Source organism: Arthrobacter sp. NPDC056727 (genome assembly GCF_042790555.1).
GTDB lineage: Bacteria > Actinomycetota > Actinomycetes > Actinomycetales > Micrococcaceae > Arthrobacter.
On record NZ_JBHTZA010000003.1, the window covers coordinates 95,271 to 116,663 of the forward strand.

Consider the following 21,393-nt stretch of genomic DNA (forward strand, 5'->3'; position numbering starts at 1 on the left):
CCTGATGGTACGGGCCTCGGGGGCAGGTTCAGCCCGCAGTAATCACGTGCGTGGTGTGGTCGTACCGGAAGGTGACAGGGCCGCCGTCGTGGTTCAGCACGATATTGGAGCCGTTCGGAGCGCCGTCCTGGCCGTAGTTCTCGTCCCAGGAGCCGTTGATGGCGGCCTTGAACTCGTACTGCCCGGCCGGCAGATCGGCCGTGAGTTTCCACAGGCGGTCAGCCGGATCGAAGGCCATGAACGCCGCCTGGCACGCGGGCTGCCAGTCATCCGGGCAGCCCATCTCGCTGTTCAGGCTGCCCGCCACGGTGACCGAATCGGGCTGTGGCGCGGCACCCACCGTCACCGTCCGCACATTGCTCACCACGCTTGATCCGCTGAGCTTGGCGCGGTACCGCACCTCTGTTCCGTCGGCGAGGCCCAAGGCCGCGAGATCGTCAGTCACGGTGTAGGCCGGAGACGAGTCATCGTCGGCACCGATGGCCGTCCACGGTCCGCCCGCGAGGCTGCGCTCAAAGCGCACCACGTGGCTGGCCTTCTCCGGATCCGCCGTTGCCACCACCTCCACGTTGCCTTGGACGGTGCTGCCCTCGGCAGGCTGCTGTATGGTCAGCACCGGGTCCGGCACCACGGCGGACCGGGGCACGCTGACCGATGTGCGCCCCGCGTTGTTCAGGACGACCGCACGGTACTCCACCGCAGTGCCGGGGGTGAGCCCCGAGACGTCGTGGAAGACGCGGTAGGGTGCGGTGTCGTCGGTGCCCACACGCTCCCACCGGCCGCCCGGTGTCCTGGCCTCGAAGGTGACCTCGTAGAAGGAGGTGCCGTCGACGTCGGCCGTGACCTGGATGCGGCCGTTGTCCCCGGAGGACGTGGCCGTGGCCGCGGCGGAGGCTGGGGCCTGCAGCGCGACAGCGGGCGCCGTTTTCTCACGGGGGATCCTGCCGGAGGACTGGTAGACGACGGCGGACAGCGGCGGGACCGTCACCGTCAGCTTGCCGTCGGCGGAGGTCTTGGAGTTCTCGGCGGCGTCGCCGTAGATGAGGCTGTAATTGCGCTTGGCGATGTAAGTGGGAACAGCGGCGGTCTGCGGTTCCTCGCTGTTGTTCACTGCCACCACGTACTCGCGCTGGTCCTTGGCGCCCGTGCGGGAAAACGCATAAATGCCGGGCCCGTCCGAGGCGTACCTGCTCTGGTGGGCGCCGTCGCGGAGGGCCGGGTGCTCCCTGGCCAGCGCCGCGAGCTCGCTGATCTTGGCGTACAGGGGGTGCCCGGTGTTGAAGTTGTCGGTGGCATGGGTGGCGTCCGTGCCGAGCAGGTCATCATCGAGGTAGTCGGGCACCTTGCTGGCGAACAGCGTCTGGCGGGCGTCCTGGTCTCCGCCGGGACCCGTGAAGCCCTGCTCGTCGCCGTAGTAGACCACCGGGTTTCCGCGGGAAAAGTACATCAGCTCATGGGCGAGTTCGTCGCGGGCAACACGTTCGGCGTCGTCCGCGTCAGGGTTGTCCGCACTGATGAAACTGCCGATCCGGCCCATGTCATGGTTCCCCAGGAAGGTGGGCAGCTGGTAGACGTTGGAGTCCGCATCGGTGTACCAGTCGTCTGCGGCGAAGAAGTCCTCAAGCTGCTTCGCGTCCTGGCTCTTTGAGGCGAAGTTCCGCGCCGCATCCTGGAAGGGGAAGTCGAGCACGGCCTGCATTTTGTTGCGGGTGGTGAACTGGCTCGTGAAGCTCTTGGACGTGTCGAAGACCTCGCCGAACATGAAGAACTCGTCCTTGCCGTGCTCCCTGGCATATGCGAGGACCTCCGGCCCGAACTTCTGCCAGAACTCGTCGTTGACGTGCTTCATGGTGTCGATGCGGAAACCGTCCACGCCGAAGTCCCGGATCCACGTCTCGTAGATGTCCGTCATGCCGGCCACGACGGCGGGGTGCTCGGTGAACAGGTCGTCCAGGCCGAAGAAGTCGCCGTAGAAGGAGTTTTCTCCAGCGAAGGTGGTGTCGCCGCGGTTGTGGTACAGCGTCGGGTCGTTGAGCCAGGCCGGGACCTTGAGGTTCTGTTCGGCCGGATCCAGCACAGGCGTGTACGGGAAGGAGGTCCCGGCGTCGAGCGTGGGGAAGTCAGCCCGGCCGGCGAAGTCCCGGTCGTCGAAGGGTTCGCCCGAGGCGGTGCGGTACGGCTCCTTGTCCTTGGAGACATAGCCGGTGCGGGCGCCCTCCTTGTAGCCGATGACGTCCGCGGTGTGGTTGGTGATGATGTCGAAGTACACCTTCATGCCGCGCGCGTGTGCCTCGTCGATCAGCGCTTTCAGTTCGGCGTTGGTGCCCAGATGCGGATCGATCTGGGTGAAGTCCGTGACCCAGTAGCCGTGGTAGCCGGCCGAGTTGTCCTCGGGCTGGACAGCCTTGTTTTTGAAGCTCGGTGTCAGCCAGATCGCGGTGGTCCCGAGCCCCTGGATGTAGTCGATTTTGTTGAGCAGGCCGTTCAGGTCCCCGCCGTTGTAGAAGCCCTTGCGGGTGGGGTCGAAGCCGGAGACCATCGGATCCGGTCCCAGCCCGCCGTCGTCGTTGCCGGCGTCGCCGTTGCTGAATCTGTCCGCCATGACGAAGTAGAAGTTCTCGCCCGTGACGGGAGTACGGAGCGAATGGGCGCCCTGATCCTCTTTGTTTTGACCCGCTTTGGCGCCCGACGGCGGCGCGGGGCTTTTGTTTTCGGCTGCGGTTTGGGCGGGTGCTGCAGTTGGCAGAACTGCCTGGGCGGGTAGGGCCGATGCGGTGATCAGGAGGAGCGCGCCCGCCGCTGCGACAGTGGCGAGGGCTGGCTTTGTCGGACCGCCGGCGCGGCGCGGTGTATTGAGGCGAGGGACGGTGAACATGTGAGACCTTCCGCAAAGCAACGCTGCTTGTCCGGGTGGGGAAGCCCGGAACCGGTTAGGGTGCCGACTCGTCCAAGACAGGCCCGTTCACTGACCCCAGCTCCTGTGATGAAGCCGTATTGGAAATGACTGATGCTGTATTGGCTTTGTCGATTGCCGTTAGCTTGCCATAATCAAGGCCGTGGGGGAACCCGCCACGAGGCGGTGGACGGGGCCCTGCGGAAGACCGCTCAAGGCGTCCAGCCGGAAGGTCGTGATGTCGTGGGACCGCTCGTGGGCCACGTGCAGCCATTCGCCGCGGACCAGGTGGTGACGGGGCCAGTCGCCGCCGCTGGCGAAATCGCCGATCGGGGTCAGCCGACTGCCGTCTGCCGACGAGATCACCTCCAGCACGCTGATGCGGTTGGATCCCCGGGTTCCGACATATGCGAACCGCCCGTCCGCCGACAAGGCAATCTCGGCGGCGGAATCACCGTCCTTGGCGCCCTCGGACGTCGCGGGACCCCGGCCGACCAGCTCGTATTTCCCCGAGGCCGAGGCGGCACGGGCCGCAAAGACCTCGATGGAATACTCGGAGACCACAAGAACCGTTCCATCAGGGTGCTGCACCAGGTGGCGGGGCCCGCTGTCCTGCGGAAGCACCAGCTCATGGTCCAGCACCAGGCCGGTCCGGGGAACACGGTTCCATATGCGGAGGACGTCGTGTCCGAGGTCCGTGGTCATGATGCGGCCGTCCGCGAGGACCAGGCTGGCGTGGGCCCGGCTGGGGCGGCCGTCCCGGTGCGGGTCGCTGGAGGGTGCCGCCGGAAGGCGGCGGCCGATGCCGCCGTCGTCCTTCAGTTCGTAAAGCAATACCTGGCCGTCGCCCCAGCAGGCGACGATCAGGAACTTGCCCTGCGGATCGACGGTGACGTGGCAGGCAGCCTCGCCTGCCGGCCACGGTTCCCCGACAACTTCGAGGCCGAACTCTCCGCGCCGCCGGTACGCCTGGACGGTTTTGGCGTTCTCGCCGACGGCGTAAACCATCGGCAGCGACCGGTGCACAGCAACGAACGACGGCGAATCCGCCTTTGCGGCTGTACCGAGCCACGTCAGGTTCCCATCAGCATCGGCCGACACGGCTCCGATCCCAGCTCCGTGCCCTCCGCTGTCCGCAGTGTAGGAGCCGGTCCAGATGAGCGTGCGGTTCTCGCTGTGGGTCATCGTTCCATCCTGCCAAGAATTGCCGGAATCGGCGTCGGATAACATGAATTTTGCACGACTTAGCCAGCCGGGAGGTGAGAACAATTCACGCAATGCAAGCCTGGGTTCTCCCCGTCCGCTGCCGCACGCACCGTCAAGGTTAGGCGTACGGATGCACGGAGCGCCCATCATTCAACCGAAGGACGCCTCCATGCCTGTTCAATCACCGCTTTCCCGTCCCGCCGTCATCGGCAGGCTTCGGGCCGCCGGCTGTGTCTTCGCCGAGGGCGAAGCGGACCTTCTCCTGTCCGCAGGCCTTGGCCCCGATGAACTGACCGTCGCCGTGCAGCGGCGGGTCGACGGGTTTCCGCTCGAGCATATTCTCGGCTGGGCCGAGTTTTGCGGTTTGCGGATCAGGGTTGAGCCCGGCGTCTTTGTGCCGCGCCGCCGGACGGAGCTGCTGGTCCGGGAAGCTGCTGCACTCCTCGGTGTGGCGTCCGTGGAGGCTTTGTCCCCGACACCGCCGGTCGTTGTTGACCTGTGCTGCGGCTCCGGAGCCGTAGGTACTGGGTTGGCGGTACTGGTGCCCGGCCTTGAGGTGCACGCTTCCGACGTCGACCCTGCCGCCGTGCGTTGCGCCCGCCTCAACCTCCTGCCACTGGGCGGTGCGGTCCATGAAGGTGACCTGTACTCGGCGCTGCCTGCCCGGCTCCGAGGCGACGTTGACGTTCTGGCCGTCAACGCGCCGTATGTTCCCACGGCTTCCATCGGCAGCATGCCCCACGAAGCCCGAGTCCACGAGCCGCGGGTGTCGCTCGACGGAGGGCCCGACGGGCTCGACATCCAGCGCCGGGTGATCGCGGAAGCGGCTGCCTGGCTCCGTCCTGGCGGACATCTTCTCATCGAAACGAGCAGGCGGCAGGCACCCCTTACTGGAGCGGCAATGGTCCGTGGGGGACTGAGCCCCCGGACCGCTGTGTCGGCTGAACTGGACGCGACAGTGGTGATCGGAGAGCGGTTCTAAGTCGGGGTGCCTGTCCTGTGCGTGGCCGTGTCTGCCTGACAGGACTCCGTCGGCTGGTTTCAGGTTTTGTGGTGGTGGTTTTGTCGGGGTTGTTGGCGTGGGTCGATGTGGGGCGGCGGGATGAACCAGGGAACGCCGTTTTTGACGTGGATTTTCCATTGTTCCTTGTGGATGAGGTGGTGGTGGTGGGTGCAGAGGAGGACGCCGTTGTCGGTGCTGGTGGGTCCGCCGCGTGACCAGTAGGTGATGTGGTGGGCTTCGCACCAGGTGGCGGGGATGGTGCAGTTGGGGAAGGCGCAGCCTTGGTCGCGGGCGTGAAGGGCTTTGCGGATGTGGGGCGGGAAGATCCTGGTGGTGCGGCCGATGTCGAGGATTCTGCCTTGGCTGCTGAGGAGGATGGGGATGATGTTGGCGTCGCAGGCGATTTTGCGGATGGTGGAGGCGGTGATGGGGCCGGTGTAGGTGAAGGTTCCGCTGCCGGTGGGGCCGTCTGTGTTTGTGCCAAAGCGGGGTGCGGTGAAGAGATCGGTGCCGGGCCGGTTGATGACGGGCGGGATGCCGACCGGTGCGGTGCCGGGCAGGGGTTCGGGCCCGTTGGCCTGCCAGGTGCCTGGTAGGAGTTCTTGTGGGCCGTGGGCTTGCCATCCGGTTGTGTTGGTTGGCTGGTTGCTGGTGGTTTGCCGGGTGTCGTTTGTTGGCGTGGGGCTTGGCCGGGTGTTGGTGGCGTTTCTGTTGTAGCGGGGGCCTTGGGCGGCGGTGGTTTCGATGCTGCCGAGGAGGTCTTGGTAGGAGACGGTGACCATGACTTGGGGGCGGAGTCCTCCGGTGGTGGGCAGGGTGCCGGCGGCGAGGGCGGCTTTGGCGGCGCCGATGAGGCCGTCGAGGCGTTGTTGGGCCAGGGTGCGGCGGTCCAGGTCCGGGAGGTAGGTGCTGTTGAATGCCGCGTCGAGGTCGGTGCGCTCACCGCCGTCGCTGCGCTCAGCGCCGCTGCTGCTGCTGTTGTCGTTCTTGTCGTTCCCGCAGTTGGTGGTGTTGGGGGTGGTGGTGCGGGGGTTGGTGGCGGTGTTCATGGCGGTGGTGAGGGCTTCGTATTGGTCGGTGGTGGCGTGGATTTCGAGGTGGTGGAGGCCTCCGCGTTTGGGGCGGATGAAGACGCCTTGGCGGTGGCGGAGGTTTTCTTCGGAGGGTTCGGTGCCGTCCTGGTCGAGGGCGTCGATCCAGCGGTGGGCGATGCGGGTGAGGAAGTCGTGGTCGTTTTCGATCGCGGTTTGGGTGAGGTTGTGTTCCATGTGGGCGATCGTGGCGGGGTCGGGGATGTGGCGGACTTTGTCCAGGGCGGTGGTGATGATGGTGCCGGCGCGGGAGGAGATGATTCCGGCGGTGAGGGCTGCGGCGGTTTCTTCGTGTTCTGGCGGGATGGGGCGGCCGGCGAGTCCGGTGCGGGGGAGGGTGGCGTTGGCGAGGGCGAGCCGGCGGCGTGCTTCGGTGGAGCTGATCCGGAGCCGGGTGCGGAGGAAGTCGGGGGTGTTCCGTGCCCCGTCGTCGGCCGGGGACCAGCCCACCGCACGCGCGGGAACGGCCGGAACCGCAGCGTCGGCACTCTCGCTGGCACCACTGTCGGCGTCGGTGTCTGCGGTGGCGGCCGTGGACGGTGCGGCGGTGATGGTGGACTCGACGAGTGTGGATTCCGTGCCCGCCGGGGCGGCTTCGGGTTCTGTGCCCCAGCCTGTGCCCCAGCCTGTGGTCCAGCCGGCCGCACGGCTGGCTGCTGCGGCGGCGTTGATCGCCTCGGTCCGGGCCCGGTCCACGGCGGCGGCAGCAAGGACCTGAAAGTATTCGACGCGGCGGGAGAGCTCCTCGGTGAGTTCGGCGAAATCGGCCGCCTCGACGAAGTTTGCTGCGGCCAGCTCCTCCTGCGCCGCGGTGATTGCCGAATCGAGCAGCGCCACGGACGCCCTCAGATCAGCGGTTGCCGGCGCAGCACCGCCGTCGGACTTTCCGCTCATAGGGGAGCCAGCCACAGGAGCCGCGGCGGGAACGCTGCGCAGCCCGCGGCCACGCAGCAGGGCAGCGGCACTGGCGCCGGAGACATCAGTCCCCGCTGCAATGCCTGCTTCGTGCTCACCAATCGCTTCCATAGGAAAACTATCCCGCCAGGGTCTGACATTTTTGGCTGTGACCGGGGAGATGAGCCGCGAATCCGGCGGCAGCACCGCCGTCGGACGAAGATGTGTCCGCAACGGCGGTGCCGGTTCCGGAGGAAGCCGGACACCCGGAAGCTGGGACGCTTCGCAGCAAGGCAGCACTCAGGCCGGGCATTGCTGCCCGGCCTGATGTGCAGTCTGCGTTTTCCCCGGGAGCTTCCATGGGAAAACATTGTCAGAGGGGTCTGACTTTTTAGTTTTTGCCCACACCGTCCGGGATGCAGGCCTCAGCAGTCGGCTTCGGAGCTACTGCTTGTCCGGGTTCACGTTGGTGGCAGCACCGGCAGGAGTGGCTCCGCCTTCGTCTGACCAGTCCTGACCCGTGGTGTCGCTGAGCGCCGGGTCGGACTCCACGTCGGAGGTCCCGAGGTTGACTGTTTCCGGGTGCGTGCTGTGGGCGGGCACGTGCCCGCTGTCTGCAGAAGCAGAGCCAGCGGACGCAGAGCCAGCAGACGCAGTATCAGCGTGTGCGTCGCGGTGCATGGCAGAACCGAGCACGGTGCCTGCCCGGCGTGCGGCTTCAGCCAGGTGGTCGCTGACCTCGGGGGCTTTCTCCTTGACCGCCTCAGTTGCAGCCGTGACCTTATCCTGGACCGGCTTGCTGTCCCAGATGCCTGCGGCCCGTGCTTTGAGCTTGTCGTACGCTGCCCGGCCGGACCTCGATCCGAGCACATAGCCTGCAGCGATTCCGGCGCCGAAGAGAAGTTTGGCTTTCATGATGATCTCCTGCTCTTGAGGGGGATCTGTACGATTTTGTTCAGCCCGTCAGAGGCCTGAGTGGGAAACCGGCTCCGGGAAGTTCCCCGGAGCCGGTTCCGGCGGTGCTTTATCCAGCGACTCCGTCTAGCGGGCGGAGCGCTTGGTGACCATGCCGTAGACCAGCAGCACGATAAGTGCGCCGCCGATCGCCAGCAGCCATGTGGACAGCGAGAAGAACTGGTTGATACCCACTCCAAAGAGCGCGCTGCCGATAAAGCCGCCGAGGATCGCGCCAACCACGCCGAGCAGCAGCGTGATGAAAATGCCGCCGCCCTGCCGGCCGGGGAGGATGGCCTTAGCGATGGCTCCGGCAATGAGGCCAAGAATCAGAAATGCGAAAAAACCCATCTTTTATCGTTCCTTCTTCATCTAAAGGAGTTACCCGTTTGCCGGGTACGCTTCGTCCTTCTGCTCAATACTAATCATGCTTACTATTTTTTTGCCAGTCGCGTTCCAAGTGCCTGCCCGTGAGGACCGACGCCCGGCGCTGCCCGTCAGTGGCCCTGGACGTCCGAATTCACACCCGCCTCGGGGCCTTCGTCGAGGGTGCTGATAGCCGTCAGGTCCTCGTCATCCAAGGCGAAGTCGAAGACGTCGATGTTCTCCTTCATCCGCTGGGGATCAGCCGACTTGGGGATGGCCACCAGGCCCTGCTGGACGTGCCAGCGCAGCACCACCTGGCTCGCCGTCCGGCCATGTTTTCCCGCGATTCTGGTCAGCACCGGCGCGGACAGCAGCCCCGAACCTGCCCCCAGCGGGCTATACGATTCTGTGGCGATCCCGTGCCCCTGGTTGTAGGCGCAGTCGGCGGAGCGGGTCACCGACGGGTTGATCTGCATCTGGTTCACGGCCGGCACAACATCGGTCTCCCACATCAGCTGTTCCAGATGGGCCGGCTTGAAGTTCGAGACCCCGATCGAGCGAACCTTCCCCTCGCCCTGCAGCCGCTCAAAGGTCTTCCAGGTGGAGATGAATTCTCCGCGGCGGGGGAGCGGCCAGTGGATCAGCAGCAAGTCCACGTAGTCCAGGTTCATGCGTTGGAGGGAGCCTTCAAGGCCCGCTACGGCCCGGTCTCCACCCTGAAATTCCCCGTCCAGCTTGGTGGTGATGAAGAACTCGCTCCGGTCCAGGCCGCTCGCCCGGACTCCGGATCCGACGCCGGCCTCGTTGCCGTACCGCACGGCCGTATCGATATGCCGGTACCCGGCTTCCGCAGCCCGTACGACGGCGTCACTCACCTCCCGGTCGTTCAGCGGCCAGGTGCCCAAGCCGATCTGGGGAATCCGGTTGCCGTCGTTCAGTTCGATTAGTGGTGCTTGTGCCATGCCGAAGAGTCTTTCCTATCGGGGCCGGTTTGCCCAGAGCGTTTGTTATCTTCCGAGGTCAGGCCCGGAATGCTTATGCGCTGACTGTTGTTACGATGAGCGCAAGGAGGCATATGCAGGTCTTGCTGGGTAGGCGCGCTTTGGTGGACGTAGCCGTTGCCATGGCTTGTTTCCTTGTGTCCGGGAGCTGGATCCTGACTGCTACACGTGCTGACGCAACGTACTTCCTTGCCGCGATAGGTGCCGGACTGGCTGTCCTGGCAAATGCAGCGGCCTCCATCTTCAATCGCAAGCCCCGGCTGACCACGGCTGCGGACCGGGTGACCCTGGTTCGCGCTGTCCTGGTGGCAAGCTGTGCGGCGACAACGGTTCCGGCCCTCTTCAGTGGAACTGCTCCCGGCATGCCGGGGGTGGTGCTCGGCGGGGCGGCATTCATTCTTGACGCGGTGGACGGGGCCGTTGCGCGGCGACTTGCGTGCGCGAGCCCGGCGGGAGGCCGGCTGGACGTCCAGACGGATGCGGCGCTGGTCCTGGTGCTCTCGTGTGCGGCTGCACCGACCGTCGGTCCCTGGGTCCTGGTCATTGGGCTGATGTGGTACGCATTCGTGGCCGCCGGATGGTTCCGGCCTCAGCTGAAGCGGACACTGCCCGTTAAGAGGTTGCGCAAGGTTATCGGCGCCTTCCAGCCGTTCGCCTTGCTGGTGGCACTGACTCCTGGCGTACCCGGTGGAATTGGCAAGGCCGCCGTTGCCCTGGCGCTGGTAACGCTGGTCGCTTCGTTTGGCCGGGACGTCGTCGAACTGGAGCAAAGCCACCGCAAGTGGACCGGCCGCCACTCCAGCACGGAACTGGTGAACTGACGGCGCGGTATTAGCGGTGGCCTTATGTGGTGGCGCCGTCGCTCGCCGCAGGGCTTGGCGGCTCTGGACTAACGGTGGCCGCCGCTGGTAAAGCTTGAATCGGGCCGGAGCACGGTATGTCCAGGCCCTCCCAACAGCAAAGGATCCAGACCATGAGCGAAACGCCCGCCGATCCGGAGCAGAATCCGTCGGACCAGCCTGAAAGTGGTTCACCCGCGGGTTTCCCGTTTGACCCCAACCAGGATCCGCCCCAGGAGGAACCGGCAATTCCTCCCCAGGACAACCCGGGACCACCCGCTGGCCCCGACGGAGAGCCTGACGAGCCCGCCCTGGAGGACCCCCAGCGGCCGCCCGCCCGGTAGGCAGGCGGCGAGCCGGGGCGTCAATCCGCAGCCCGCCGGAAGCCGTCCCGGTTACCAGGCGTAGTCCTCCGGAGCCGTGCGGTGGCCCGGAAAGATGCCATCCAGGCGCTTGAGCGCATCCTCGTTGAGTGTCACGTCCAAAGCCCGGATGGCGGCGTCGAGCTGTTCCTGCGTGCGGGGACCAACGATGGGGGCGGTAACCGCCGGCTGCCGGAGCAGCCACGCGAGTGCAACGTCGCCGGGTTCATGGCCGAGCTCCTCGACGAAGTCCTCGTACTCCAGGATCTGGTCATGGTGCTTTTCCAGCGTTTCCGCCGCCCGCCCTGCGAGCCGCCGGACGCCGTCGCGCTCTTTTTTGAGCACCCCGCCCAGTAGCCCTCCGTGCAGCGGGGACCACGGGATGATCCCGATCCCGTATTGCTGGGCCGCGGGGATGACTTCCAACTCGATGTTCCGCGTCAGCAGGTTGTAGATCGACTGCTCGCTGATGAGGCCGGTGTAGTTGCGGCGGGCGGCGGCTTCCTGCGCCTGGGCCAGGTGCCAGCCGGCGAAATTGCTGCTGCCCGAGTAGAGGATCTTGCCCTGCTGGATGGCCACTTCGATGGCCTGCCAGATCTCGTCCCACGGCGTGTTCCGGTCCACATGGTGGAACTGATAGATGTCGATGTAATCGGTTTGGAGGCGCTTGAGGCTGGCGTCGAGGGCGCGCCGGATGTTCAACGCGGACAGCTTCGACTCGTTCGGGCGGTCCGTCATGGTGCCGTAGAGCTTGGTGGCGAGCACGGTGCGTTCCCGACGCTCGCCTCCCTTCGCGAACCAGCGGCCAATGATCTCTTCTGTCCAGCCGCGGTGGTCAGTCCCGCCGTACACGTTGGCCGTGTCGAAGAAATTGATGCCGGACTCCCGGGCGGAGTCCATGATCGCATGCGCTTCGGATTCCTCGGTTTGCGGGCCGAAGTTCATGGTGCCGAGGCAGAGCCGGGAAACCTTGAGGCCGGAACGGCCCAGATGGGTGTACTCCATGGATGGTTCGTCCTTTCGGTGGAGCTGGAAAGCGGTTGGGGCTGCGAGAACGGTTAGAGCTGGGAGAATGCGGCGACGGCGGGGTCCGCGCCAATGCGGGAGCCGGCTTCCAGCGCATTGATCGATTCCACGTCTGCGGCAGTCAGCCGGATTGCTGCTGCCGCGAGGTTCTCCCGCATCCTTGCGGAGTCGGCCGACTTCGGGATGACGATGTTGCCGGTGGCCAGGTGCCAGGCGAGCACGATCTGGGCGGGCGTGGCCCCGTGATCCTTGGCGAGGCCGGTGACCGCAGGTGCGTCCAGGTCTGCGCCCTGGCCCAACGGGCTGTAGGCCTCAACGGCAATCCCGTGGGAGCGGCTCTTGGTGGCCAGCGGGGCCTGCTGGAAGGTCGGGTGGAGCTCGAACTGGTTCACAGCTGGGACCACGTCCGCGTCGGCCAGGACAGCATCCAGGTGCTCGTCCAGAAAGTTTGAGACGCCTATGGCCCGGGCCTGGCCGGTGGCGTGGATTTCTTCCAGCGCCTTCCAAGCCTGTGTGTAGAGTCCCTGGGAAGGCACCGGCCAGTGGATCAGGTACAGGTCGACGACGTCGATCCCCAGTGCCTTCCGGCTGTTCTCGAACGCCTCCTGGGCACTGGCCTGGTCGCCGTTGCGCAGCTTGGTGGTGATGAACAGCTCCTCGCGCGGGATGCCGGAGGCGGCGATGGCAGCCCCCACCCCGGCCTCGTTCCGGTAGGCTGCCGCGGTGTCGATGTGCCGGTAGCCGGCCTCCAGGGCGTCCTCGACGATCCGCTGCGTCTCCTCCGGGGGTACCTGGAAAACGCCGAATCCCAGCTGCGGGATGGAAACCCCGTTGTTGAGGACGACCTGCGGGATCTGCGACATGTCTTCTCCTTGATGATGCAACTAGATAGTCCGTGTTGAGAGTGGGCCGCGCGGAAGGATGATGGCGCGGGGCTCTTTCCGAGCTTATGCACCCAGGGCTCCGGAGTCAGCAGCTGTGACTCTCCCTGTTTTTCCTAGGATTGCCAGTCCTACCATCGTTGTAGAAACGCTGCCCGGGGTGCAGCACAATGGAGGTCATGGGTCAGAGCGCCGAGTTCGGCAAATTCCTCAAGGCAATGCGGTCCCGGCTGAAACCGGAGGACGTCGGCATCGCTGACGGCGCCGGCGCGCGGCGCGTGCCAGGGTTGCGGCGGGAGGAGATCGCCCGGCTGGCGGACATCAGCACGGACTACTACACGCGGCTCGAACAGGGCCGGAACATCCACGCGTCCCGGGCCGTTCTGGATTCCGTGGCGCGGGCGCTCAGGCTCGACGCCGGCGAGCAGGCCCACATGATGAACCTTCTGCGGCACTGTGCAGTGTCCGCCCGGTCACCGCTGCCTGTCCAGGCAATCCGGCCTGGGCTTCGGCAACTCCTGGACGCCGTTGGCGACGTGCCTGCCCTGGTCCTTGGACGCAGGGCGGATGTCCTGGCCGGTAACCGGATGGCTTTCCTGCTCATTGCGGACTTCCCGCAACTGCCGCCCGGGGAACGGAACCTGACCCGGTGGCTGGTCCTTGATCCCCGGGCGCGGGAGCTTTTCCGCGATTGGAAGACAGTGGCGGCGGAGGCAGCGGGCGCCCTCCGGCTTGACGTCGGACGGCACCCCAATGACGCGCAGGCCAACCAGCTCGTGGGGGAGCTTGCGGTTCACAGCGAACACTTCCGCCAATGGTGGGCCGGCCACCGGGTGGCCACCCGTTCTGCGGGGACCGTGCGCCTCCACCATCCCGAGGTGGGTGACCTTGAACTGAATTTCGAAAACCTGGTGCTGCCGGACGACGCCGACCAGACGCTGCGGATCTACTCGGCCAAGCCGGGCTCGCCGTCGGCCGATGCACTGGCACTGCTCGGCAGCCTCGGCGCGGACAGCAGGGGCCGGGGCACCCTGAACGGGGATGAAAGCACGACGGCGGAACAGACTTCCAGCCGCGGCTGACCGTCCATCCTGAAGGGGGGCGGCGGGAGACAGGTTTCTCCTGTACCTCTGCCCAGCAGGATCAAAGGATTTTATCCATTCGTCCATTGGGCCAGTCCGTCGCGTTTTCTAGCCTTGGGGGAGAACTTCACCCGCCCACAAAATCAAGGATGACATTCAACGATGAAACGCATCGCACTGCTTCGGGAGCGACAGACGCCCGCAGCTTCCACTGGAACCCACTGCCCGGCGTCGGGAATGTGGACTCCCGCCGACTCGCCGGATGAGGCGCACGCCTTCTTCGAGGGCCAGGTGTTTCCCGCCTTCCGTGGGAACCCCACCGTGTGGAGCCGCAGCGCCACCGGCCAGGATTAAGCAAGTGATGCGGCGCCGGCTGAAGAACAGCCGGCGCCGCATCTTTGGTTTCCGCTGGTATGCGGCGGGGTTTACTCCCGCTCCAGCCGGAATCCGAGCTTGAGGGTGACCTGCCAGTCGGCTACCTGGCCGTTGTCGAGGTGGCCGCGGATCTCCTTGACTTCGAACCAGTCCAGGTTCCGCAGGGTCTTGGCGGCGTCGGCTATGCCGTTGCGGACGGCCGCGTCGACGCCTTCTGTGGAGGTTCCGACAATTTCAGAAATGCTGTAGGTGTTGTTAGACATCTCGCTCCTCGTGGTCGCCATCGATACCCGGCTGCGGGCCGTTCCTGCAGAGTATCGGACCGGGAGCGCCGGGACTAGGCTTCGAGCACGTAGCTTCTGAGGTCGTCGAGGGTCTGCTGCATGTGGGCGTCCATGGCATTGCGAGCCTGCTGCGGATCCCGGGCGGCCAGGGCCTCGTAAATGTTCTGGTGGTGCCCGATGGCGTGCTCCTGGATATCCGGCACATTTGAGGTCTCGGTCCGCCCCTTTTCCAGAACGCGGTGCAGCGGCTCGAAGAGCACAGCAACGAACACGTTCTCGGACGCGTGCAGAATCTGGTCATGGAACGCGAGGTCGGCGTCGACGAAACTCGCCACGTCGTTGTCCTGGTGTGCCTTCCGCATGTCTGCCAGGCAGTTCCGCAGGCCATGGAGCTCCGCGTCGGTAATGCGGTGTGCAGCCAGCTCACAGGCGCCCGTCTCAAGCATCCGCCGCAACTCAATCAGCTGGACCGCGGCGGCCGCGCCGTTCTGTCCTTCGGAGGCTGCCCGCAGCACTGCCTCGAGCGACGACCAGCGGTTCAGCGGGTTCACGAACGTGCCGCGGCCCCGTTCCACGCTGAGGATGCGCTGCGCCTCGAGCGTTTTCATCGCCTCCCGCACCGTCATGCGGCTGACGTCGTGCCGTGCGCTGAGTTCCAGTTCCCCCGGCACGCTGCTGCCCGGCGGGAACTCGCCGGAGATGATGCGGTCAAGGAGTTCGTCGGCGACGACGCCCACCAGTGATTTGCGTGCCATTTCTTCCGTTCAGCGTGTGCGGCCTTTACAGCCGGAGATGTCTGCCAAAAGTGTACTTGCGCACGTGCTGTGCGTTATGCCACACTAGCATCAAACGCCAGATGTCTGACATCTGACAAGTTATCCGCAAGACAGTTCCGACACAACGGAGTGCACAGTGCCCCTCGAATCCGACGTTCTGGCCGCCTTTCCCGCCGAACTCCAGATCCCTTCGCAGCAGGTCGCCGACGCTGTGGCGGCCACGGCCGCCACGTCACCGCGCGTTCTGGTGGTGCTCGACGACGACCCCACCGGCACGCAGTCCGTTGCAGACCTTCCCGTGCTCACCCGCTGGGAAGTCGAGGACTTCCGGTGGGCTCTCCATCAGGGTAAGCCCGCCGTATACGTGCTGACCAACACCCGCAGCCTCGACCCGGAGGAGGCAGCAGCGCGCAACGAAGAAGTGGTGCGCAACGCCCTGGCCGCGGCCCGGGACGGCGAAGGGGAGGTCCGGCTCGGTTTCGTGAGCCGCAGCGACTCCACCCTGCGCGGACACTTCCCCCTGGAGCCGGACGTCATCGCAGCCACCGTGGCGGCGGAAAGCGGAGAGGCCACCGACGGCGTCGTGATGGTTCCCGCATTCCCCGACGCCGGACGCATCACCATTGGCGGCGTGCACTACACCCGCGGGCCGGAGGCCGGTCATCTGGTCCCCGTTGCGGAGACCGAATTCGCCAAGGACGCCACCTTCGGCTTCGCCAATTCCGAGATGGCCAAGTACGTGGAAGAGAAGTCGCAGGGCCGGTTCGCCGCAGACTCCGTCATCGTGCTGGACCTGAACATCATCCGCGCCGGCTCCGCCACCGGGCAGGCCGAGGTGTCGGCCAAGGCGATCGCCGACGCAATTGAGCCGGCTACGCAGTCCACCCCCATCGTGGTGGACATAGTCACCGAAAACGACATGCGCGCCCTTGCCCTTGGGCTGGAAGAGGCCGAGCGCCGCGGCAAGAAGCTGCTCTACCGGGTGGGCCCGCCGTTCATGCGCGCCCGGATCGGCCAGGACATCAGGCCTGAGCTTAGCGGCGAGGAAGCGTACGCGGGCAACACCCCCTCCGAAGCCGGCGGCCTGATCGTCGTCGGCTCCCACGTGGGTGTGACCACCAGGCAGCTCAAGGTGCTCACGGACCGGCACAGCAGTGCGCGCATTGTGGAGATCGACGTCGAAAAGCTCCTGGGCGAGGAGGCGCCGGCGTACCTCGACCAGACCGTGGAAGCCGTCGTGGCGGCGCTGCGGGGCGGCGACGTCATCGTCCACACGAGCCGCCTGCTCATCAAGACCGATGACCCGGCCGAAAGCCTGCGGATCGCGCGCACCGTGTCCGCCGCCGTCGTCGCCGTGGTGAACCGGACACTGAAGACCTTTCCGCCGCGGTTCGTCATCGCCAAGGGAGGCATCACCTCCTCGGATGTGGCGGCGCACGGGCTGGAGATCCGGCATGCCATTGTCCGCGGGCCCATGCTGCCCGGCATCGTGAGCCTGTGGGAACCGGTCGACGGCCCCGCGAAGGGGATTCCGTACATCGTTTTCGCCGGCAACGTGGGCGACGACGAGTCACTCGCCCAGGTCACCAGCAAGCTCAGCAACACCTTCTGATTTCAGCGGGTTCAATCACCGGTGGTTGAGCCCGTCGAAACCCCGCTCCCCGCAACATTTCAACGGAGAACACAAATGACCTCGAATTACACCGTCACCGTCCTCGGCCTGGGTGCCATGGGCCTGCCCATGGCCTCCCGCCTCGCCAGCCAGCTGACCGTCCACGGCTTCGACATTGCTGAACCGCGCGTGCGCCTTGCGGAGGAAGCCGGTGTGAAGACCTTCGCTTCCGCCCGGGACGCCGCCCAGGACACCGATGCCCTGCTGCTGGCGGTCCGCAACAGCGAACAGCTCGACGACGTCCTGTTCGGCGGGAACGGCGTGGCCGCGGTGCTGAAGCCGGGCGCCGTCGTCATCCTGACCAGCACCGTGGGCACGGAAGCCATCCCGTCCACGGTCGCACGCCTGGCCGAGTACGGCGTCGGGCTCGTCGACGCCCCGCTGTCCGGGGGGCCGAAGCGTGCCGGTGAGGGCGACCTGCTGATCGTCGTCGGAGCCGAACCCGCGGCGCTGGAAACGGCACGCCCGGTGCTCGAGCTGCTCGCCTCGACACTGACCGTCGTCGGCGACAAGCCCGGTGACGGGCAGGCGCTGAAGACCGTCAACCAGCTGCTGTGCGGCATACACATCGCGGCTGCCGCCGAGGCAATGGCGCTGGCCGATGCCCTCGGCCTGGACCAGGCCAAGACCCTGGCCGCCCTCGAGGCCGGCGCCGCGGGCTCGTTCATGCTGTCCAACCGCGGGCCACGCATCCTGGAGGCATACTCGGAGGAAGGCGCCGAGGTGCTCAGCCGGCTGGACATTTTCGTCAAGGACATGGGCATCGTGGGCAAGGCCACGCGCAGTGCGGGCCTGGCCACCCCCGTTGCCGCCGCCGCCGAGCAGCTGTACCTGCTGGGCCAGGCCCACGGGCTGGCCGCCGCCGACGATTCCGCCGTCATCAAGGTGGTTGCCCCCACCAAGCGCACCACCGGGGAAGGCTGATGCGGGCGCAACTCGACGAGTTGGTAGTGTCCGCCCTCAAACAGGGCTCCGCCGTGCCGGCGTTCACGTGCTACGACTTCACGACGGCCCTTGCCGTGGTGAGCGCAGCGGAGGAAGCAGCGCGCGGCGTCATTCTCCTGGTGGCGCCCAAGACCGCCGCCACGGCCAACGGGCTGCGGCTCATCTCGGCGCTTCGCGGCATGGCTGATGCCGCCACCGTCCCGGTCGCGGTGCAGCTGGACCACGCCAGCGACATTGACGTCATCACCGCCGCCGTCGCGGCCGGGGCTGACTCCGTCCTGGCAGACGGCTCGGCTCTTCCGTACGAAGAGAACATCGCGCTGGTGAATGCCGTGCGATCCGCGCTCGAGGCCGCGGGGCATGCCGGCGTGGTCCTGGAGGCTGAGCTCGGCGGCCTGGCCGGCGACGAGGACAAGGCCTTTGGGGCCGGGGCGGACGCCGCCGGCAGCGAGGTTGCCGGGCTCACCGACTCCGCCCAGGTGGAGGACTTCGTGGCCCGGACGGGTGCGCAGCTCCTCGCGGTGGCCGTGGGCAACGTGCACGGGAAGTACAAGGGCGAGCCCATGCTCCGCTGGGACGTCCTGCAGGACATCGCCGTGCGGACCCATATCCCGCTGGTGCTTCACGGTGCGTCCGGCATTCCTGCGGACGATTTGGCCAAGGCGCCTGCCATGAACGTGGGCAAGGTCAACTTCAATACCGAGTTGCGCACCGGCGTCCTTGCCACGCTCGAAGAGCAGATCGCCGCGCATCGGGCCGACGGCGAGAACCTGCAGGGGCTCCTGGCCACGTGGAACGGCGCCGCGAAGGACTTCGGCGCCAGCACGCTGGCGATCCTCAGCCGCTGACCTGCCGGAAATCCAGAGTTTTTGTCCACGTATCGCGACTTCGGGGGCCTTTAGAGGCCAATAAGTGGACAAAAACTCCAGTCCGCCACATGTGGGCCAAGTTGGCGCACAATGGAAAGCACAAAGACGTACTTGAGTTCCAGTGGTGGGGGCGCCATGAAGAATTCCACGGAGCCGGGGGCGGGACCGGACGTTGCAGCACCCGCCCGGGACCTGGCCATCGATCTCGCGCGCTTTGTTTGCCTCGTCCTCGTGGTGGTGGGGCACTGCATGATGACCAGCCCGGTGCTGCACACCGACGGCACCGTCACCACCGAAAACACCCTCGCCGAGCAGGACTGGTTCGAGCCCGTCATTTGGATCTTCATGGTGATGCCGCTGTTCTTCGTGGCCGGAGGCATCACCGGGGCGCAGTCCTGGCGGCGCATGCAGGCGCGCGGCGGCAGCGGCTTTGAGTTCATCCAGTCCCGGCTGCTGCGCCTGGTCCGCCCGGCGGCGGCGCTGCTGGCCGTGATGTTCGTTGGCCTGTGGGGTGCGCTGCTGGCCGGTGTGGATCCGCAGGTGGTGCAGCTGCTGGCCAGCGGGGCCGGCATGCCGCTGTGGTTCCTCGCGGCGTACCTGGCCGCCCAGCTGAACATTCCATTCCTGGTGCGGCTGCACCACCGCGCCCCGTGGCTGACCCTGGTGGGGCTGGTGGCGCTGGTGGTCACCGTGGACTGTTTCCGCGGTGCTTTCCCGACGTTCGCTTACATCAACATGGTGTTCGTGTGGTGCGCCGTGCAGCAACTGGGGTTTTTTCTGGCGGACGGCTGGCTTGACGGGTGGAGCAGGTCGCAGCTTCTGGGGCTGGTGGCCGCCAGCAACCTGCTGATGCTTGCCCTGGTGATGCTGGGCCTGTACCGGGACAACATGCTGGTGAACCTGAATCCGCCCAACCTCAGCCTGTTCCTGCTCGGCGTCTGGCAGGCGGCTGTGCTGCAGCTTTCCCGGCCCCTGCTGACGGCCGTCGGCGCAGTGCGCTGGATCCGGGCGGTGGTGGCCGTTGTGGGCCGCCACGCCATGACGGTCTATCTCTGGCACCTGCCGCTGCTGGCCGCCATGACCGGGCTGCTCCTGCTGACCGACTTTCCCCAACCCGCCTCGGGCACCGTTGGATGGTGGTGGTCGCGCCCGCTGGTCTTCCTCGGCGTGGTCCTCCTCCTGCTGCCGGCGGTCCTCGTGTTCGGCCGGCTGGAGGAACGGCCGACGCCGGCCATGCACTCACGGGGCCGGGCACCGGCCGCCGTGGTGACCGCCGTCGTCGTCGTTTTTGTCCCGGTGGCTGACGCCGCCGTCAACGGCCTGACGCTGGGACTTTTGGGCGGCGGCGCCGCCTGCTTTGCCCTGGCCGTGCTGTTGCTGGGGCGTGTGCCCGCGCCCGGCACCCGACCATTGCCAGCACAGCCATTAAGTGCCAATGTCGAACCATGACGGAGAACACGGCAGCCACCGAGGACCATTTCACCCCGGACGTCACCACATTCCGGAACGATGCGCTCCACCGCTATGAACTGCACGTGGGCGGGAAGCTGGCGGTGGAAGTCAGGTTCGTGGACAAGCCCGGGCACGTGGATTTCATCCACACGGAGACGGCCGAGCAGTTCCAGGGCCACGGGCTGGCCAAGGTGCTCATCCATTTTGCCCTCGATGATGTTGTGGCGGCGGGAAAGCGAATCATTCCGCATTGCCCGTTTACCGCGCGGTACTTGCGCAAGCACGAGGTGTACACGCAGTGCATCGACTGGCCTGAGGCTGCCGCCCCCAAACTTATGGGCACCTGACGGGCGCTTCCCGGGACGCAACGCCCGGCCTTCGGAACTTGTGACCGGAGGGACATTTCCGTACGATCGGGCACGGCTAAGCAGTTGGCCTTCGGACTCTCTTTTTTGGGGACCTCTTGAATCAAAAACTGCGTGCGCCGGTGCGGATTGAGTATCCCCGGCGTGTCATCCTTTCGTTCCGCGGACCCGTCCCCCAGCTCTTGATGGGGACCGGGGGATGAGCGACTTCGCCATGAACGAGGGCGCCATGACGGACGGGGAACTGTGCTGCCTCCTGGCCGGACCGCTCAACTCGACAGTGGACCCGGCGGTAACCCTCGCGGCGGTGCCGGATGCGCCGTTGGCTCGCCTGGCGGACGGGCTGTTCCGGCATCTGGACACGCCAAGCCCCGCCTTCGGCGCCCGCTTCTGGTTCCTTCAGGCCACCGAGGAACTGCGGCGGCGCCGCCTGGCCGGTCCCGGATCCGCGTCAGGAGCCGGGCTGGAAACGCAGTCCGGCCCCGGGCCCCTGGCCAGCGAGGTCCCCGCCGGGTAGCTGCCGGCGCTTAAGTTTCCGTTCGCGCCGGGCGGATGATTACGACGGCGGGGGCTGCTTTGCGCGGTTCCGTTGCCATTGCGCCGCGTGCCAGAAAAGCAGGCCGAGCAACCCTATGATTCCGGCGAAAAGGATCTGCGGCGCGAACGTGATCCACATGTAGCTCACGGGCATGATCTGCGGCTCGGTGCCTGAGTTCAGTGATTCCTGGGCGAGCGTGAAGACTCCAAACGGCGACACCAGCAGGACCGCCACGAGCACCCACAGCGCCGCGACGAACGGGTTCACGGCCAGGCGGCTCCGCTGCCCCGGCGCCGCACCAGTCTGCCCAAACCCTGCTTGCCCAAAACCTGCCTGCCCAAAACCGTCGGCGGGCGCCACGCGGCCATAGCCGGTGGTGTTTCCCTGCGAATCCACTTCCCGAAAATTCAACGGATCATGCTCACTGCCGGACATGTCCCCCTGCTTCCTGCCGCGGTCGACGAGTCATGCCTGAGAATAGCTTGGCCGGACTGACTGTGCCAGAAACTCTACCCCGGC

General features: G+C 66.3%; 22 protein-coding genes. 11 read left to right on the forward strand and 11 right to left on the reverse strand.

The annotated features are described in order from the left end of the window. Positions 1-28: 28 nt before the first annotated feature. The gene (locus ACFRAH_RS03830; RefSeq protein ID WP_377989595.1) at positions 29-2,875 is read right to left on the reverse strand and encodes an alpha-amylase family glycosyl hydrolase; all 2,847 of its coding nucleotides are present in this window, start codon (positions 2,873-2,875) and stop codon (positions 29-31) included. Positions 2,876-3,034: 159 nt separating this feature from the next. Then, a complete protein-coding gene (locus ACFRAH_RS03835; RefSeq protein WP_377989596.1) occupies positions 3,035-4,078 on the reverse strand; it encodes a lactonase family protein in 1,044 nt (347 codons plus the stop codon). Positions 4,079-4,268: 190 nt separating this feature from the next. On the opposite strand from ACFRAH_RS03835, the gene ACFRAH_RS03840 reads away from it, so the two are divergent. After that, positions 4,269-5,081: a putative protein N(5)-glutamine methyltransferase gene (locus ACFRAH_RS03840; RefSeq protein ID WP_377989597.1), complete on the forward strand. Its 813-nt coding sequence runs from the start codon at positions 4,269-4,271 to the stop codon at positions 5,079-5,081. Between the two features lie 59 nt (positions 5,082-5,140). Here the strand turns inward: ACFRAH_RS03840 and ACFRAH_RS03845 are convergent, their stop codons facing one another. The 4 genes from ACFRAH_RS03845 to ACFRAH_RS03860 all read right to left on the reverse strand — a co-directional run bounded on the left by ACFRAH_RS03845 (position 5,141) and on the right by ACFRAH_RS03860 (position 9,369). Next, positions 5,141-7,219 carry a DUF222 domain-containing protein gene (locus ACFRAH_RS03845; RefSeq protein ID WP_377989598.1) on the reverse strand — a complete coding sequence of 693 codons (2,079 nt, stop codon included), beginning with the start codon at positions 7,217-7,219 and terminating at the stop codon, positions 5,141-5,143. Positions 7,220-7,531: 312 nt separating this feature from the next. Next, the gene (locus tag ACFRAH_RS03850; RefSeq protein ID WP_377989599.1) at positions 7,532-8,002 is read right to left on the reverse strand and encodes a hypothetical protein; all 471 of its coding nucleotides are present in this window, start codon (positions 8,000-8,002) and stop codon (positions 7,532-7,534) included. A 126-nt stretch (positions 8,003-8,128) separates the two neighbouring features. After that, positions 8,129-8,392 (reverse strand): GlsB/YeaQ/YmgE family stress response membrane protein, encoded by a 264-nt coding sequence (locus ACFRAH_RS03855; RefSeq protein WP_377989600.1) that lies wholly within the window; start codon positions 8,390-8,392, stop codon positions 8,129-8,131. A gap of 146 nt (positions 8,393-8,538) precedes the next feature. After that, complete coding sequence (locus ACFRAH_RS03860) at positions 8,539-9,369, reverse strand: aldo/keto reductase (RefSeq protein WP_377989601.1); 831 nt, start codon at positions 9,367-9,369, stop codon at positions 8,539-8,541. 161 nt (positions 9,370-9,530) lie between these two features. On the opposite strand from ACFRAH_RS03860, the gene ACFRAH_RS03865 reads away from it, so the two are divergent. Both ACFRAH_RS03865 and ACFRAH_RS03870 read left to right on the forward strand, forming a co-directional pair. Then, positions 9,531-10,229 (forward strand): CDP-alcohol phosphatidyltransferase family protein, encoded by a 699-nt coding sequence (locus tag ACFRAH_RS03865; protein WP_377989602.1) that lies wholly within the window; start codon positions 9,531-9,533, stop codon positions 10,227-10,229. Between the two features lie 152 nt (positions 10,230-10,381). After that, positions 10,382-10,591 carry a hypothetical protein gene (locus tag ACFRAH_RS03870; RefSeq protein WP_377989603.1) on the forward strand — a complete coding sequence of 70 codons (210 nt, stop codon included), beginning with the start codon at positions 10,382-10,384 and terminating at the stop codon, positions 10,589-10,591. Positions 10,592-10,642: 51 nt separating this feature from the next. Here the strand turns inward: ACFRAH_RS03870 and ACFRAH_RS03875 are convergent, their stop codons facing one another. Together ACFRAH_RS03875 and ACFRAH_RS03880 are read right to left on the reverse strand one after the other, a co-directional pair. Next, positions 10,643-11,614: an aldo/keto reductase gene (locus tag ACFRAH_RS03875; RefSeq protein ID WP_377989604.1), complete on the reverse strand. Its 972-nt coding sequence runs from the start codon at positions 11,612-11,614 to the stop codon at positions 10,643-10,645. A gap of 53 nt (positions 11,615-11,667) precedes the next feature. Then, a complete protein-coding gene (locus ACFRAH_RS03880; protein WP_377989605.1) occupies positions 11,668-12,498 on the reverse strand; it encodes an aldo/keto reductase in 831 nt (276 codons plus the stop codon). A 197-nt stretch (positions 12,499-12,695) separates the two neighbouring features. On the opposite strand from ACFRAH_RS03880, the gene ACFRAH_RS03885 reads away from it, so the two are divergent. Both ACFRAH_RS03885 and ACFRAH_RS03890 read left to right on the forward strand, forming a co-directional pair. Next, positions 12,696-13,598 (forward strand): helix-turn-helix transcriptional regulator, encoded by a 903-nt coding sequence (locus ACFRAH_RS03885; RefSeq protein ID WP_377989606.1) that lies wholly within the window; start codon positions 12,696-12,698, stop codon positions 13,596-13,598. A gap of 162 nt (positions 13,599-13,760) precedes the next feature. Next, positions 13,761-13,952, forward strand: a complete 192-nt coding sequence (locus ACFRAH_RS03890) for a hypothetical protein (protein ID WP_377989607.1) — start codon at positions 13,761-13,763, stop codon at positions 13,950-13,952. A 71-nt stretch (positions 13,953-14,023) separates the two neighbouring features. On the opposite strand, the gene ACFRAH_RS03895 is transcribed toward ACFRAH_RS03890, so the two are convergent. Further along, entirely contained in the window at positions 14,024-14,236 is a 213-nt protein-coding gene (locus ACFRAH_RS03895; protein WP_377963854.1) for a dodecin, read from the reverse strand. Between the two features lie 74 nt (positions 14,237-14,310). Continuing rightward, positions 14,311-15,012, reverse strand: a complete 702-nt coding sequence (locus ACFRAH_RS03900; RefSeq protein ID WP_377989608.1) for a FadR/GntR family transcriptional regulator — start codon at positions 15,010-15,012, stop codon at positions 14,311-14,313. 157 nt (positions 15,013-15,169) lie between these two features. Here ACFRAH_RS03900 and ACFRAH_RS03905 point away from each other — a divergent pair, with 157 nt between their 5' ends. The 6 genes from ACFRAH_RS03905 (at position 15,170) to ACFRAH_RS03930 (ending at position 20,853) form a co-directional block, all read left to right on the forward strand. Further along, positions 15,170-16,645: a four-carbon acid sugar kinase family protein gene (locus ACFRAH_RS03905; protein ID WP_377989609.1), complete on the forward strand. Its 1,476-nt coding sequence runs from the start codon at positions 15,170-15,172 to the stop codon at positions 16,643-16,645. A gap of 75 nt (positions 16,646-16,720) precedes the next feature. Next, positions 16,721-17,629, forward strand: coding sequence for an NAD(P)-dependent oxidoreductase (locus ACFRAH_RS03910; protein ID WP_377989610.1), 909 nt, complete (start codon positions 16,721-16,723; stop codon positions 17,627-17,629). Then, positions 17,629-18,498, forward strand: coding sequence for a class II fructose-bisphosphate aldolase (locus tag ACFRAH_RS03915; RefSeq protein WP_377989611.1), 870 nt, complete (start codon positions 17,629-17,631; stop codon positions 18,496-18,498). Before ACFRAH_RS03910 ends, ACFRAH_RS03915 begins: the two co-directional genes overlap by 1 nt. Before the next feature lie 156 nt (positions 18,499-18,654). Then, positions 18,655-19,968 carry an acyltransferase gene (locus ACFRAH_RS03920; RefSeq protein WP_377989612.1) on the forward strand — a complete coding sequence of 438 codons (1,314 nt, stop codon included), beginning with the start codon at positions 18,655-18,657 and terminating at the stop codon, positions 19,966-19,968. Then, complete coding sequence (locus tag ACFRAH_RS03925) at positions 19,965-20,318, forward strand: GNAT family N-acetyltransferase (RefSeq protein ID WP_377989613.1); 354 nt, start codon at positions 19,965-19,967, stop codon at positions 20,316-20,318. Before ACFRAH_RS03920 ends, ACFRAH_RS03925 begins: the two co-directional genes overlap by 4 nt. A gap of 217 nt (positions 20,319-20,535) precedes the next feature. After that, entirely contained in the window at positions 20,536-20,853 is a 318-nt protein-coding gene (locus tag ACFRAH_RS03930) for a hypothetical protein (RefSeq protein ID WP_377989614.1), read from the forward strand. A gap of 39 nt (positions 20,854-20,892) precedes the next feature. On the opposite strand, the gene ACFRAH_RS03935 is transcribed toward ACFRAH_RS03930, so the two are convergent. Then, positions 20,893-21,309 (reverse strand): hypothetical protein, encoded by a 417-nt coding sequence (locus ACFRAH_RS03935; protein WP_377989615.1) that lies wholly within the window; start codon positions 21,307-21,309, stop codon positions 20,893-20,895. Positions 21,310-21,393 lie beyond the last annotated feature (84 nt).